Annotated in this window: 13 protein-coding genes; 2 read left to right on the forward strand and 11 right to left on the reverse strand. The window is 35.1% G+C overall.

The window, feature by feature from the left end; translation table 11 throughout:
- Nucleotides 1-71 precede the first annotated feature (71 nt).
- Nucleotides 72-344: a hypothetical protein gene (locus ACTXGU_RS12620; RefSeq protein ID WP_443481880.1), complete on the reverse strand. Its 273-nt coding sequence runs from the start codon at nt 342-344 to the stop codon at nt 72-74.
- A 293-nt stretch (nt 345-637) separates the two neighbouring features.
- Between ACTXGU_RS12620 and tagU the strand changes: the two genes are divergently transcribed.
- On the forward strand, nt 638-1567 hold the full coding sequence (gene tagU, locus ACTXGU_RS12625; protein ID WP_443481881.1) for a polyisoprenyl-teichoic acid--peptidoglycan teichoic acid transferase TagU: 930 nt from the start codon (nt 638-640) through the stop codon (nt 1565-1567).
- Nucleotides 1568-2132: 565 nt separating this feature from the next.
- On the opposite strand, the gene gloA2 is transcribed toward tagU, so the two are convergent.
- From gloA2 to ACTXGU_RS12665, 8 genes are all read right to left on the reverse strand, one after another.
- Nucleotides 2133-2519, reverse strand: a complete 387-nt coding sequence (gene gloA2, locus ACTXGU_RS12630; RefSeq protein WP_443482007.1) for an SMU1112c/YaeR family gloxylase I-like metalloprotein — start codon at nt 2517-2519, stop codon at nt 2133-2135.
- 190 nt (nt 2520-2709) lie between these two features.
- Nucleotides 2710-3675 carry a UDP-glucose 4-epimerase GalE gene (galE, locus tag ACTXGU_RS12635; RefSeq protein ID WP_443481882.1) on the reverse strand — a complete coding sequence of 322 codons (966 nt, stop codon included), beginning with the start codon at nt 3673-3675 and terminating at the stop codon, nt 2710-2712.
- Between the two features lie 269 nt (nt 3676-3944).
- Nucleotides 3945-4718: a WecB/TagA/CpsF family glycosyltransferase gene (locus ACTXGU_RS12640; RefSeq protein WP_443481883.1), complete on the reverse strand. Its 774-nt coding sequence runs from the start codon at nt 4716-4718 to the stop codon at nt 3945-3947.
- A gap of 457 nt (nt 4719-5175) precedes the next feature.
- Nucleotides 5176-6420, reverse strand: a complete 1245-nt coding sequence (locus ACTXGU_RS12645; protein WP_443481884.1) for an efflux RND transporter periplasmic adaptor subunit — start codon at nt 6418-6420, stop codon at nt 5176-5178.
- A 19-nt stretch (nt 6421-6439) separates the two neighbouring features.
- Nucleotides 6440-7102 carry a hypothetical protein gene (locus tag ACTXGU_RS12650; protein ID WP_443481885.1) on the reverse strand — a complete coding sequence of 221 codons (663 nt, stop codon included), beginning with the start codon at nt 7100-7102 and terminating at the stop codon, nt 6440-6442.
- Nucleotides 7103-7615: 513 nt separating this feature from the next.
- Nucleotides 7616-7777, reverse strand: coding sequence for a hypothetical protein (locus ACTXGU_RS12655; RefSeq protein WP_443481886.1), 162 nt, complete (start codon nt 7775-7777; stop codon nt 7616-7618).
- 16 nt (nt 7778-7793) lie between these two features.
- The gene (ssb, locus tag ACTXGU_RS12660) at nt 7794-8135 is read right to left on the reverse strand and encodes a single-stranded DNA-binding protein (protein ID WP_443481887.1); all 342 of its coding nucleotides are present in this window, start codon (nt 8133-8135) and stop codon (nt 7794-7796) included.
- Nucleotides 8136-8394: 259 nt separating this feature from the next.
- Nucleotides 8395-10134: a phospho-sugar mutase gene (locus ACTXGU_RS12665; protein WP_443481888.1), complete on the reverse strand. Its 1740-nt coding sequence runs from the start codon at nt 10132-10134 to the stop codon at nt 8395-8397.
- Nucleotides 10135-11050: 916 nt separating this feature from the next.
- On the opposite strand from ACTXGU_RS12665, the gene ACTXGU_RS12670 reads away from it, so the two are divergent.
- The gene (locus tag ACTXGU_RS12670; RefSeq protein ID WP_443481889.1) at nt 11051-12739 is read left to right on the forward strand and encodes a methyl-accepting chemotaxis protein; all 1689 of its coding nucleotides are present in this window, start codon (nt 11051-11053) and stop codon (nt 12737-12739) included.
- Nucleotides 12740-13062: 323 nt separating this feature from the next.
- Here the strand turns inward: ACTXGU_RS12670 and ACTXGU_RS12675 are convergent, their stop codons facing one another.
- Both ACTXGU_RS12675 and ACTXGU_RS12680 read right to left on the reverse strand, forming a co-directional pair.
- Nucleotides 13063-14535: an MFS transporter gene (locus ACTXGU_RS12675; RefSeq protein ID WP_443481890.1), complete on the reverse strand. Its 1473-nt coding sequence runs from the start codon at nt 14533-14535 to the stop codon at nt 13063-13065.
- A gap of 320 nt (nt 14536-14855) precedes the next feature.
- On the reverse strand, nt 14856-15464 hold the full coding sequence (locus ACTXGU_RS12680) for a cysteine hydrolase family protein (protein ID WP_443481891.1): 609 nt from the start codon (nt 15462-15464) through the stop codon (nt 14856-14858).
- Nucleotides 15465-15609: the final 145 nt, after the last annotated feature.

Consider the following 15609-nt stretch of genomic DNA (forward strand, 5'->3'; position numbering starts at 1 on the left):
GCCAATACAAGAACTAGTGTTCCAGTTATATCTTCTTTTAAACTAAAAAAAGAAGGCGATTCATCTCCCACCTACTCTCTTCGTTCCTTGAGGAAGGAGTCTTCTCGCTCAACTATGATAAAAAATTCGATAACATGTGCCACACCTAAAGCTTGCACACTGATTTCTTTTTCGGCATACGTAAAAGCTACCGGTGATAATAACGAGTTAAAAAACTCGTTTTCCTCTAACGCTTGCAGCCATGGTGTAATATCTTGATCTTTATAAGGCTCTGAAGAAAATCCAAAAATTATCGTAATAATCATTATAATAGGCAACCACAAAAATACCGTTTTTTTCATCATATTCTCCTTCTAAATAAGAAATGCGCAGGCGCCTTGCTCAGCCCTGAAGAAAAATGTTCATTTTACTCGAAAAGTGCTTTTTACTTTTAGGGGCAAAGGGTTATTTTTCACAAGGGCTAGGCGCCGGAGCTAGACACTCGTCTAAGTTTAAAAATTTTATACTTATTTTTCTATGAAACTTCCTTTTATAGGAAATATTCTATTTTCTCATCAAAACTATGCAATATGCTATTTTTTTGCTATTCTTTATTATAGTCTATCAAATTATGTAAAGATATGGAGGATTTTATCGAATGGTTTCCACTAAGCCAAAAAAGAAAAAAAGAATATGGCTACGAATACTACTCAGTCTATTCCTGTTAATTATTATTGCTATTGGTGCTTATATATTTTCTATCTATAAATCTTTAACAGATGCTGTTGGTACAATGCATCAGCCTGTTGAAAGAACAGCAAGCAAACGAGTAGAAGACATTCAATTAAATAAAAAAGAGCCTTTTTCCATTTTAATGCTTGGAGTGGATGAACGGGACGGAGACAACGGCCGCTCCGATACGATGATCGTACTTGCCGTTAACCCTAATAATAATTCTGTTAAAATGCTAAGTATTCCTCGTGACACAAGAACGGAAATCATTGGCCATGGTACAAGCGATAAAATCAACCATGCCTACGCATTTGGCGGTGTCGCTATGTCGATGGATACAGTTGAAAACTTTCTTGATATCCCAATTGACTACTATATGCAAATCAATATGGAAGGATTTAAAGATATCGTAAATGCTGTTGATGGAGTGACAGTTCAGAACGATTTAGACTTTACGTATGAAGGGATTCACTTTCCAAAAGGATCTATTACATTAGATGGCGACAAAGCCTTAAAGTTTTCTCGTATGCGTTATGATGACCCACGTGGTGATTATGGACGTCAATTAAGACAACGAGAAATCATTCAAGCGGTGATAAAAGAAGGAGCAAGCTTAAATTCCCTTACTAATTTTGGTGATATTTTTGATGCATTAAGTAAAAATATTAAAACCAATCTTACTTTTGATGAAATGGTAGAAATTCAACAACATTATAAAGCGGCTGCAAATAACATAAATCAAGAAACCATTACAGGTTCAGGTCAAAAGATAAATAATATATGGTATTTAATCGTTCCTGATGAAGAAAAAACAAAAGTTCAAAAGGAAATGAAAGAACAGTTAGAAATAAAATAATAAAAGCTAGACACACTTCAGGCTTCAATAAATTTATTCTTTCTTAACCTTTTAGAAAGCTGTTTTCGTATAGATTGTTGCTTTTAAACTCGCAGCCTGAATACACTCCGCTTTCCGTGGGCGAGCGTCGAGCCTCCTCGTCGCATACGCTCCGTGGGGTCTCGTCTTTCTCGCATTCCCACAGGAGTCTACGTGTATGCAGGCTGCTAAGAAACGCTTTTCCAAATGTATTATAAAAAACAACAAACTTTTAGAAAACAGCCATTAGAAAAAATCCTTTACACTCACATTTTCACTACAAATGTGAGTGTAAAGGATTTTTTCTTGTTTAGAGATTTGTATTTCTTACGTTCCTCCAAAAGGAAACTTGCTTCCATTCCACATTGATGGCTCATTATAAATCGAGCTTTTGTTGATGAGTCATTATCATTTGCTAATTAGAAACATTCCCCGACATTTCCCGGAAAATATCATGTCGTGTTTTGTTGGAATTTTCTGTTTCTTCTGATTATCGCAACGAATGTTATTTAAATACTATAAATCATTCTATACTTCACGATTTTTTTCACATCTCATAAATTTCAATTGGCAGTCCATCTGGATCAGCAAAAAAGGTATATTTTTTATTTGTATAAGGATCGGTTCTTACTTCTTCCACCTCAATGCAATGGTCTGCTAAATAACCTATTGTTTCATTAATATCTTCTACTTCAAAGGCAATATGACGTAAGCCTGTTGCTTCAGGATAACTAGGTCTTTCTTTTGGGTTAGGAAAAGAAAACAATTCAATTTGATATACATCATTTACTTTTAGATCTAGTTTATAGGATTCTCTTTCTGCCCGAAAAACTTCTAATTGAGGAGTAAATCCTAGTATATCCACATAAAAATATTTTGATTTTTCATAGTCGCTGCAAATTATGGCAATATGGTGAATCCTCTTTATCTTCATCATGTTAGCACCTTCCTTCAAAAAACGTTATAGCTTCAAGACTAATTACTACTCTCGAAGCCACAAGTATAGGCTCTTCAAAAACACTTGGCTTTCTAAGGCGAAATTTGTAAAGTGCAGAGTTACCGTTTTAGGGTAATAGGCATCCGAACAAGACGAGCAACGACGAAAGCGAGCGTTTGCCGCCAGCCTAACTTCCCTTATGCCAATTCCACGCACTTCCAATAATCATTTCTAAATCACATTCAGCCTTCCATCCTAATTCTTTATAAATTTTATCAGAAGAAGCAACAAGTCTTGCAGGATCTCCAGCACGTCTTTCTGCAAAAACAACCTTTGCTTTTTGTTCCGTTACTTTTTCACATGTTTCAATCACTTCTTTTACAGAGTAGCCTACTCCATTTCCTAAATTATATGTTTCTGCTTCCTTGCGACCATCTAAAAGTGCTTCCAATGCTTTAATATGTGCTTCCGCAAGATCGGTTACATGAATATAATCACGGATACAAGTGCCGTCTTCTGTTGGATAATCTGTTCCAAACACAGAAATGGAGTCTCTTTTACCTAATAAATGCTGTAAGATAATCGGAATTAAATGCGTTTCTGGATCATGATTTTCGCCAATTTCACCTGATGCATGAGCACCTGCTGCATTAAAATAACGTAATACAACATAGTTCAATCCGTAGGCTTGATGAAAATCTGCTAAAATTTGTTCTACCATTAATTTCGATTTTCCATATGGATTAATTGGTAATGTTGCAGAGTTTTCCAAAATGATATCCTCTTCCGGTATGCCGTATGTAGCTGCAGTAGAAGAAAAAATAAAGTTTTTCACTTTATGCTTTAACATCACTTTCAATAAAGTTAATGTATTGGCAACATTGTTTTCATAATATTTATATGGATCTTGAACAGACTCCCCTACTAAGCTATAGGCAGCAAAGTGCATCACAGCTTTAATCGGATAGTTAGAAAAAATAGGTTCTAAATCTTCCTCTTTTCCTAAATCACCTTTTATAAATACAGCACGTGAATCAACCGCTTCCTCATGACCTGTTGTTAAATTATCTAAAACAACAACTTCTTCTTTCTCTACTAATTCTTTTACTAAATGGCTGCCAATATAGCCAGCGCCTCCTACTACTAATATCATAAACCTGCTCCTTTGCTATCAATCTAGTATGTATATCATTACAATCAAACTATCAAAAACGAATCGTATAATTTACGATCGTTTCATTCCCCCAATATCTGTATTTTATCATAGGAATACATGGCATTTAAAACTTTTCTTACCAAATTATTATATTCCAACTGATTCTATAGTGATTCGTTTAAACAAGAACCGGCATGATACTTATCAATATAACAAAAAAGATGCTACAACAAATGCTGCAACACCTTATTATTATACGTTTTACATTAAGAACCCATTTTATCGGGAACAGTTTTTTTCTTGTATTTTTGTTTTAATACATAATAAAAAAACGCAGCATGACCAACAAGATTTCTTTTCCATAATCTTTTTGGTTCCTTTACCATCCGGTACAGCCATTCTAGCCGAAGCTTTCTAAACATTTCAGGGGCCCGTTTTACATTTCCAGATGAAAAATCAATAAAAGCACCGACAGCAAGGATAAGGGTACAATTTAATTTCGAACGATTTTCTGCAATCCACTTTTCTTGAAGAGGCATTCCGAAGCCAACTAATAATATATCCGTTTTTTTATTATTAATGTCATCAATAACAGCTCCTGAATGGTTGGGATCATAATAGCCATGGTGCTCCCCTACAAACTCTAGTTGTTTATACTGTTGCTGCAGCCTCTTAAGCGCATCTTTTGCAATCCCTTGTTTCGCACCTAAAAGAAATATACGGTATTTCTGACTGTGACTACTATTTAAATGCTGAAACAATGCTGGAATAAAATCGGTGCCATTTAGATTCTCTTTAAATCGAAAACCAAATAGCTTAGCACCAACCTCAATACCAATTCCATCATTTAATAAAAGATCGCCATTATTTATTACATCACGATAATGACTATCTTCCTGCGCAAGATTATAGCAATGGTCATTTAAAAAATATAAATCAGTAGATTTTTTTTCACTTAAACGTTTATCAATATAATAAATGGCATCATTTGTATTTACTACATTTACGAGAATATTTCCCATCCATCTTTTTTCCATCATTCAATTAACTCTCCTATTTCTGTGTATCTTACATTATATAAAAAAACCGAGCTCGATACAATTCACCAACGGAACCAGTTTGAGTCAAGCATTTGTGGTCAGTTTTTTTATCCCCTAGAAAAGAAAGCGAATTCATTATTTTTGGTTTCTCTCTTGGTACATATTTTTCATTTTTTAAGTCTCTGTTCATTTTTATTGTTGATTTTAAAAGAAGGCCCGCAACCAATGTCATCAACCTAAGTTTCAAAAAACAGGAAAATAAGTAACTGATTAGGAAGTAAGGGTTTCCGTTCTGTTCTCCGAGGCTTACCGCTCGCTTTCCACGGGGCGAGCGAAGTGTATTCCACCTGCGGAACCCTATTTTCAAGGTAGCAAAAAGACAGCACCTCCATTCTTAAGTGAATGTCGTACTGTCTTTTTATCGCATAACCGAAACAAAAAGTATCTGTCTACTTTTTTATAAAAAACCTTTTAAAACATAGCGAAGCAACTCTTTTTTTCTTCGATTTTCTATCGTTAAATTGCGCCACTCTTTTACTTTGATTGGCGTTATATAAGGATGGTTGCTTATCTTTTTATTTACCGATGGAATAATGACGATGTCACCTTTTTTTACTCCCATGGTTATTTGCTGATAACCGTCAACTTGCAACCCTGTTTGCACTCCTTTTTTTGCTAAAAAACCATTTTCGATGACATAAATTTTGTCACTACCCTTTTTAGATAAAACACTCTTTTTCGGAATAGAGATGGCATTTAGTACTTTTTTTGTAATTATCTGCACATTGACATGTGTTCCACTTACCATTTCTTTTGGCTGTTCATTTAATTTAATAGTAAAAGGATACAGACTTTCTTTTTTAATAGATGCATGATCCTTTGGTAGTGCTGAAACATAATCAACCGCACCTGTATACTCTTTCCCGCTACTATCTTTTACAAGTACTTCCATTCCTTCTTTGATTTTTGTTCGTTCCGCTTCCTTAAGCAAACCTTCTACCTTCTGATCCTTCGAAACGACAGTTATAATAGGATTAGCTAAATCTTCTTTCACTTCAGCAATATAGCCAGAAATCGTGCTTCGTTCCAGTGAATTAGCTAATCCTGCTCGATGCATTTGCAGCAAAGCTTGCTTTTTTTCAATCACTGCGGCAACCTTTGCCTGCTCTTGTTGTTTGTCTAAAATTTGCTGTTGAACGGAAGTCGCAATATGCTCATTATTATTGTTATTATTTTCATTATTGTCATTTTCATTATTTTCGTTCTCATTATTTTCATCTAAGTTTGGAGGAGAAGAGGATAAACTAGAGAGTAAACGGGACAGCTCTCCCACTTGTACTTGCAGACTGCTCCGTTCCTTTTCTAATTGCTGAATCTCCAACGCCAACTCGTCTGTCGAATTTTTTGCCGTATTATTCTTATAGGCAAGCAGTGGTGTATTAGATTCGACAAATTCTCCGTTTTTCACTAAAAATCCACTGAAGTCACCTTTACTTTTATCCAAATAAACAGTTTGTTTTTCTAGCGGTAAACTTATTCCTTCTTTTCCTAATCTTTGCACTAAATCTCTTTCCGCAGCTTTAGTCCATGCATGTACATATGTACTGTGATCAAATGGATGTTTCGTTTTAAGCAGCAAGGTAATATTGGCACCAATAAATAAGATAATGACGATGAATAGCGCACTTTTTTTCCAGTTCATTTTTTTCCTCCTCTCTATATTATATTAATTCTTCTAACTTCCAGTATTGTGTTAATGCCGCTATCAGAAGAAAAAACACATAGATAACAACGACAAGCAATAGGATAAATGATCGGTTTTTCCCTGAAAGAGCAGTTAAATATTTATATTGAATATACATCATCCATAATTTAAATATGGTAATTTCCGTACAAAAATAATAGACTATTTTTTTGGTTGTAATAGCTTGTGCAATAATCCCTAATGAAAAGATGGAGGATAATGGTGTCAAACCAAAATACAGCTGCAAGGGTAGCAACAGTAATTTCTCCAAAAGCAGCACAAAGACTGCTATAAACTGAATATATAGTAGCTTTTGATAGTCTATATCTGTAAAGGCATAAAAATATAACGGTACTAAAAATAGATGAATAGAAAGAAATACCCATGCCCAACTAATTTGTCCAATTGCAAATAATAATTTGTTTAATTCAAAATCACTAGCACTGTATTGTGTTAATTCCCGAGAAACAACCTCATTTCCTATACCGAAAAAACTGCTTAATCCATACAGTACAGTTGTTACGATAAAAAGAAGAACAATGTTTTTTGTTAAACTTGCTATTTTTTCTGTTTTCTCAAGCTCATAAGAAAAACTCTTGATGGCTTTTAATCCTCGTATTACTTGGGCATAAAAATTCACCCTGAAACTCCCCCTTACAATCTACATAAATGGTTTAACAGAATCTATTCTATTATATAAAAAATAGTTTACTTGTAATTAATCTAATTATAAATAGGATGACTATCTTATTTTAACTGAAAACCAGATTATGTAAAGGTACTCAAGTATTTCTTGTACATGGTTCTTTAACTGGAGGTATGTAGTTCTTTAGCGATCATGTTGATTTTGGAAGGAAATTTGCGAGACTCCTGCGGAAAAACGGGATGGAAAGAAACCGCAGTGAGGTACGAGCAAGGAGGCTTGCAAGTTCGTCCGCGGAAAGCGAGTGAATTTCCTGACCATGATAAATCAACACTGAAATTTAACAGAGCCTATATAAAAAGAAAAACAGCGTAAATTAATTACGCTGCAAAAAAGAAGGAGTATAGGAGGACTTGATTGATTTTATTTTAAGAGGAATTTTTGTTTAAAAAGATTTTTTAAACAGGATGGATAAAATATTTAGGATTTCATTAATATAGAAGATTATCGTTATGTGGATGTCTGAGCAGATAAGCGCGGCAAAATTTCAGATTGAATGATATGCTCTAATTGAGCTATTCTTGTTTCATATTGTGCGATTTTTTTATTATTTTTTCCTTGCATCGCAATAAGTGTCACGAGCAAATCATTAATATTCGGTGCAATATTCACCCGCATCCTCCCCTTTTTAAGGAATCATCTGTTCCGTTTTTTTCGGATCTAAAAATTTTACATATTCCGCAATTACTTCGGTTACGTATATTCTTTTACCTTCCTGGTTTTCATAATTGCGTGTTTGAATTCTGCCCATGATTCCGATTAATGAGCCTTTCCTGCAATAATGAACGGTATTTTCCGCTGTTTTTTTCCAAAAAATACATTGAACAAAATCTGTTTCATATTCTCCAGCCTGATTGCGAAAATTGCGGCCAACAGCAACCGTTACATTTGTAACAGATGTTCCTTCCTGCGTCACCCTTAGTTCTGGGTCTCTGGTTAATCTACCTACCAATGTGACTTGATTAATCATATATGCCTCCTTTCTTTTCGGGTGTTTTTATCATACTAAAAAGTTCTTTTTATGAAAAATAGCGAAAAATAAGTTTTCAGATTGCTAACAAGCTGAATTCTTAATTTTCGCTAAGTGATTATTAATTCATTTGCCCATTTTTCGTCCTATACTGACAAAATCATTCATTTTTTTATTTTTTTAGAAACAGCATAATTTTTCACAGAAAATGAAAAAAAGATTCCCTTATACAAGGAATCTTTTTTTCTCATCTTACATTTTATTTGTTATAACTATCCACTACCGCTTTTACACTCTTCATTACGCCTTCTTTAAGGGCTGTTAATTTTGCAGTGCTTTCTTTTAATGAAGAGCTTGTAACACTGAAATAGAATTTCGCTTTTGGTTCTGTACCTGATGGACGTAGGCAGAACCAAGATCCATCTTCTAAATGGTATTTAATAACATTTGATTTTGGTAGATTGATTACTGATTCGGTTAAACCTACTAGTTTTTTGCTTGTTAAATAGTCTTCAACTGAAACTACTTTTAATCCACTTACATTTTCGATTGGCTGCTTGCGGAATGTATCCATAATGTAGGCAATCTGTTCTGCACCGTCTTTTCCTTTAAGAGTAAGAGATTCTAAACCTTCTTGATAGAATCCGTATTTTTTAAATATTTCTAATAAGCCTTCATATAAAGTCAGCCCTTTTGATTTATAGTAAGCGGCCACTTCTGCAGCAAAAATGGCAGACTGAACAGCATCCTTATCACGAACAAAATCACCAATCAAATATCCGTAGCTTTCTTCATAGCCGAAAAGGAAAGTATGCTCTCCTGTTTGTTCAAATTCTTTTATTTTTTCACCAATAAATTTAAAGCCTGTTAATGTATCGATTGTTGGTATGCCGTATGCTTTTGCAATCGTTCTGCCAATTTCAGATGTAACGATTGTTTTGATGACCACACCGTTTTCTGGGAGCTTGCCTTTTGCTTGTTTTTCCAATAATAAATATTCAAGCATTAATGCACCTAACTGGTTTCCTGTTAACACAGTGTATTCACCATTTAAATCCTTTACTGCCACTCCAAGGCGATCTGCATCGGGATCTGTTCCAAGAAGAATATCTGCATCAATTTCTTTTCCATATTGAATGGCAATTTCAAATGCTGCATGCTCTTCTGGATTTGGTGATTTTACGGTTGAAAAATTAGCATCAGGCAGCTCTTGTTCTTTAACAACGGTTACATTTTCAAAGCCAAATGCTTTTAATCCATCACGAACCGGTTTATTTGCTGTTCCATGTAATGGAGTAAAGACAATTTTCAAATCTTTTACTTCTGCTAAAGCGCCATTTAATTGAATCGTTTTTACCTTTTCCACATAGGCTGCATCTACATCTGCACCAATATAAGTTAATAAGCCTTTTTCAAGCAGTTCTTTCTCTTCTAACACTTCAATCGTTAATTCATTTTCTACGGCATTTACATACTTAATTATCGTATCGGCCGCTTCTGGAGGAAGTTGACCACCATCTTCTCCATATGCTTTGAAGCCGTTGTATTCAGGAGGATTGTGGCTTGCTGTAATCACTACTCCTGCAAACGTGTTTAAATAGCGGACAGCAAAGGATAATAAAGGTGTTGGGCGCAATTCTTCAAATAAGTATGATTTTACCCCAAGTTTCCCAACCACTTTAGCTACTTCTAATGCAAATTCAGGTGACTGATGACGAGAATCGTATGCAATCGCAACCCCGCGATTCATCGCTTCTTCTCCTTGTTCTACAATATACTTACCAAGCCCTTCGGCGGCTTTGCGAATAGTATAAATATTCATTCGATTAATTCCAGGCCCCAATTCACCACGCATTCCACCAGTGCCAAATTCTAAATGTTTATAAAAACTATCTTCCAATAATTTTTCAGATTGTTGCAACTCTACTAATTTTGCTTTTAATTTAGGTTCTAATTCTGAAAAACCAGTCCATTTTTCAACAATATCTTTATAAACCATATTCCCTGATGCCCACCTTTTGTATAATATTTAATCTACGTTAACATTACCTAAAATTTGTATATAAGTAAAGCGTTTTTATCAATTACCCTATACGTTTCCCTTTTATAGAAACGATCATGAGTTCCCCTCACATTCCCTTATGTAAAAGTGAATAAGCAATTGCGGACTCCCACAATAAAAGAGGCGCGAGCGGAGCAAACCATTCTACTACTAGATAATGTCCTACTTGTCCCATATCGCTACTTGAACGCCGCTCTTATTTGAAATAACACATAGAGAATACAACGAACCTTACAAGTATATAAGCGATAGCTTTAAGGTCTTTATTAAAGGCTGTTTTCTCAAAGTTTGTTGATTTTCATATGAAAAATGGGAGAAGCAGTGCTCAGCAGACTGAATACACGTAGACTCCTGTGGGAATGCGAGAAAGACGAGACCCCACAGGAGCGTATGCGACGAGGAGGCTTGTCGCTCGCCCACGGAAAGCGAAGTGTATTCAGGCTGCGAGTTTAAAAACAACATTCTATACGAAAACATCCTTATTAACTTGTTTACTCAGAATCTAGCCTTTTTTAAAATGCAAAAGAACTACATCTGAATTTGTCATCCTAAACTCCCCTTTTCCTTAATATATGTTTCATATTTCTACTTGATTAAACTACTCGCCTAGTTTTATTATATGTCGCATAATCAGCTAAAAGAATACGCGTGTTTCGAAATTTCGGCAGCACGTATACCATCTACAAATAAACCTCTCCATTACTATAACAAAATAATTTTATTCCGTTTTTTTATTTTTTTATCAATCTAAATATATATATAACCTTAAATTGTCATCAGCACGGTCGATAAATAATGTAAAGATTATATAATTATCTTGAAGAATACACTATTTAAGGAGAAGAGGAATTAGATGAATTTAAGTATTAAACAAAAATTAATTGGGAGCTTCTTATTGATTTCCCTGCTTTTTGGTATAGCTGCCTTTAATTCTTATACGAATGCTAAGAAAACGGATGAAGCATATAATTATGTTATTAACACCGTCATAGAAACGCGTTCTATAACGGAACAAATTCATACAAATATCGCCTTGCAGACAAGTTATTATCAAGGATATATGCTGAATCACAATTCGGAAGATAAAAATCAATTAAATGAAGCAAGTGCCACCATTCAATCATTAGTAGAAAAAGGAAAAAAGCTGGCTACCATCCAGGAAACAAGAGATCGATTGGCAGAAATAGAGAGGGTAAATGATCAATATGTCGAAATAGCAAATTCCAGTATGGATAGAGCAGCGAACAAAGAAGGAGACCTTCAAAACGACTTAAAACAAATGGATGCACTTTCCAATAATTTAACAGATCAAATAGAATCTTTTAAAACTTGGTTAAAAGACGAGAGATTAAACCCTGTATTAACTAAGACGAAAAAGGATTCTCAAACTCGCATCACGTATATGATTATTTTTAGCGTATCAGCTACGGCATTAGCTATTATTATCGGTTTAACTTATTCTTTATTCTTATCAAATACGTTAAATAAACTAAAAGATGCGACAAAAAAAGTAGCAGAAGGAAACTTAAATATTGAAGAAATTACGATAAAATCAAAAGACGAACTGTTTGAATTAAATGAATCGTTTAATCAAATGAAACATAATCTTACAGATATGATTCAAAATATTTCTGCAAACTCAGATCATGTTGCTGCATCTGCTGAACAATTAAATGCAAGTGCAGAACAATCAAGCAAAGCTTCCGAAACAATTGCATCGTCCATACAGCAAATTGCAAGCGGAAATGAATTTACTACTTCCAGCATTCAAACGAATACTCAAAACGTTGCATATATTTTAGAAAATATTTTAAAAATTTCACAGGATACGAAATTTGTATCTGAACTATCACAAACAGCTACACATAAAGCAGAAGAAGGAACCGTTTCTGTTCAAAACAATTTATCCCAAATGGAATTTATCCAAGATTCTGTCACTCGCATCAATACAGTGATCACCTCTCTTTCTGAACGGTCAAAAGAAATAGGGAATATATTAACCATTATTAGCAGCATTGCAGAGCAAACAAATTTATTAGCATTAAATGCAGCGATTGAAGCTGCTAGAGCCGGGGAGCATGGCAAAGGATTTTCCATCGTTGCAGATGAAGTCCGCAAATTAGCCGAACAATCCCAAACATCCGCTAAAAGCATTGCGGAATTAATTCTAGCGATTCAAAAAGAAACACAAGAGTCTGTAACCGTTCTTCATGAGGCAATGAGTACGGTCCAAAATGGGGTAGAAATTTCAAAAGAAACCGCACAAACTTTTTCTGAAATTTTAAACAGCACAAAAAATGTTACGCCTAAAATTGAACAAGTAACTGAAACGCTTTCCGATATTACAAAAAGTGTAAAAGAAGTAGATTCTATAGCGAATGAAATTGTAACTCTTTCCAAACAAAATGCAGCTGATACAGATGATGTAGCTGCATCAACAGAGGAACAATTAGCTTCTATGCAGGAAATTACTGCTTCAGCTGAAGAACTGGCAAGAATGGCAGAAGAACTTACCGGACTGGTGGGAAGATTTAAATTATAAGAAAAGTGTAATCTCCTTGATCAGCTTTATAGAAAATTGTTCTCATGACTCAAGATAGAGCTTTAGAAGCAGTGCCCTAAATTTTTTAGAGCACTGCTTTTTTGCTAACGCTCTTTTCGTATAGATTGTTGTTATTTAACCCACAGCCTGAATACACTTCGCTTTCCGCGGACGAGTGCCGAGCCTCCTCGTCGCCATGCTCTGCTTAAGTCTCGTCTTTCTCGCTTTTCCCGCAGGAGTCTACGTGTATTCAGGCTGCTCAGTGCTTCAGCCATGTTTATTATTTTTTTCAAAAACAACAAACTTTTAGAAAACAGCCTTTGCTAATTTCTTTCCTTTTCGATGGAAGCTGCTTTCCAAATGCTTCGGATAAAATACAAAACAACTAGCAACGTTAATCCACACAATAACAAAAACAAATAATGAAAGCCGGACATTACTTGTTCAAAGCCTGCATGATGCGGACTGCTCATCCATTCTTCCATAGATACATTCAACCAGCTATTCATAAATGTAATACTAATAGCAGTACCAAGCACCATTCCAATGTTTCTTAATAGAGCAATCGTACTGCTCATCATCCCTAAGAACTGGATTGGAACATAAAACATCATGATACTATAATTAGGAGAGGTTAAGATTCCCATTGAAAAACCAAGTAAACTGAAAAGAAAAATGAGCGTTGGCAAGGTTGTTGTTTCAGATAATAAACTTAAACCTATCATACTTGCACATAAAAGACTTAATCCAACCAACACAACTTTTATGCTTCCATACCGATCTGATAAGGAACCGCTAACCGGTCCAAATAAAGCTAACAATAGCGGATAACACATTAATAACAAGCCTGATTGATCAGCAGAATAGCCAAGTATTCCCCTTAAATAAAATGGTAATATGACCATTGAAGCAAAAGTAGCACAATAGCTGATGATTAAAATAATTCCTCCTGCCCGCACCATGCCAGAAGAAAAAATCCGCGGATGAATAAACGGATGCTCCACCCGTTTACTCCAATAAATAAAACCGAAAAAACTACCTATACTGAGGATAAAAATAAAGATCAAGTATGAATAAACGATCCCTTCCCCAATGCTGTTTAACACAATAACAAAAGAAACAATGCTTATACCAAATAATACACTTCCTAAATAATCAAAGGAGGATGTTTGCTGCTTTCGATCTGTCGGAATAAAACGCTGTGCCACCAAAAAAGCAATCACACTGATAGGAACAATTGTCCAGAAAAGCATTTGCCAAGTAAAAGCATTAATGATAAAACCACCGACAGACGGACCTAATAATGCACCGATGCCAACAGACGTACTAATAATCCCCAACGCTTTTCCCCGATGTTTGTCCGGATAGGAATCGGTAACAATCGCCATATTTACAGCTTGCAGCATAGAAGCACCGATGCCTTGTATGATTCGGCATAAAATAAGTACCGAAATCGAAGGAGAAAGGGCAGAAGCACTTGCACCAACGGCAAACACAAGATATCCAACATTATGTATTCTCTTTTTCCCGTATCGATCAGCCAATTTCCCCATAAAAGGCAAAAAAAGCATGATAGAGAGTAAGTATCCATTCACAATCCATTGTGTCAATGAAAAAGAAGAAGAATAATAAATGGAAATATCGGTAAGTGCAATATTCACAAATCCAGCAGAAAAATGAGAGAGAAAGGCTCCTGCACAAACAGATAGAAGCAAGAAGATAGAATGAGATTTATTTTCTTCTGCTTGGCCCATCCTGTGTGCGGATATAAAGTTGGAAAGATCTCCTTTTTTCATGATCATCACCTTTTTAACAGAGGGGATACTTCCCCTCGTTTTTACTCCATACTTATAGTGCGTATTCAAAAAGGTAACAAATTAGAAGCAAGAAGGTCGAGGCGGCGTAGCTTTGAGCAACACAGCGGACTTCCACAGGATGTGGTGACTTCAACGTTGCTAACAGGACGTGAGCGTTTTTAGTTGAAGATCCCCTGTAAATACGTGAGTAGCGGAAAAGCAAGCCAACGAAGAGATTCGCCGCTTATCATTTGGTGCCTTTTTGAACATCATCTTATAGGCATATTCTTAATAAGTACAAAATATTCCCAAATGTAAAGTTAATTATTTTGTTTTGCATGGATGATTACATCCTCCGAACTCGCTACCATTCCAAAAAATTGATCGATATTTTGCAACGTCATATCATGAGCTTCTTTTGAAAAAGCTGCCGTACAATCGGATAAAAAAATAATATCGTAATCAAGCATAAACCCATCCCGAGCAGTCGATTCCACACATACATTTGTACTGACGCCAGCCATCAATAATGTTTCAATTTTCATTGAACGGAGCACAGAATCTAATCGTGTATGAATAAACGCACTATATCGATGTTTTACTACTACGATATCTTTTTGATCAGGAGCAATCTCATAAAAACCTGCTCCCCATGTATCTTTTCTGCATACATCTGCCTGACTTTTATCTTTCAATCGTTTTTTCCAAGTAACTGAATCTGTACAATCTTCATGAATGGTTTGAACATAGATAATTGGGACATGCAAATCTTTTAATTCAATAATGAGCTTTTTTAAAGAGGGGAGCATCTTATCCACCATGCTGACATCCAATCCCTGTTTAGCTAAACTGCCTTCTTTATGACAAAAATCATTTTGAACATCTACAATAATTAAAGCAGCTTTTTCAAGATTCCCAGTTGTTTGCACACTATTACCTCTTCTCTTTGATTTTTCCTTATATGGGAGCTAATCCTTCCTATTATCTGTAATTATTTACTTCGTATCCGCCATTAACTCAACATTTGTATGATTTACGGCTTGGCTGTTTTCTCAAAGTTTTTTGTTTTTCACG

This window comes from Niallia sp. 01092 (genome assembly GCF_052318935.1).
Classification (GTDB): Bacteria; Bacillota; Bacilli; order Bacillales; family Cytobacillaceae; genus Niallia.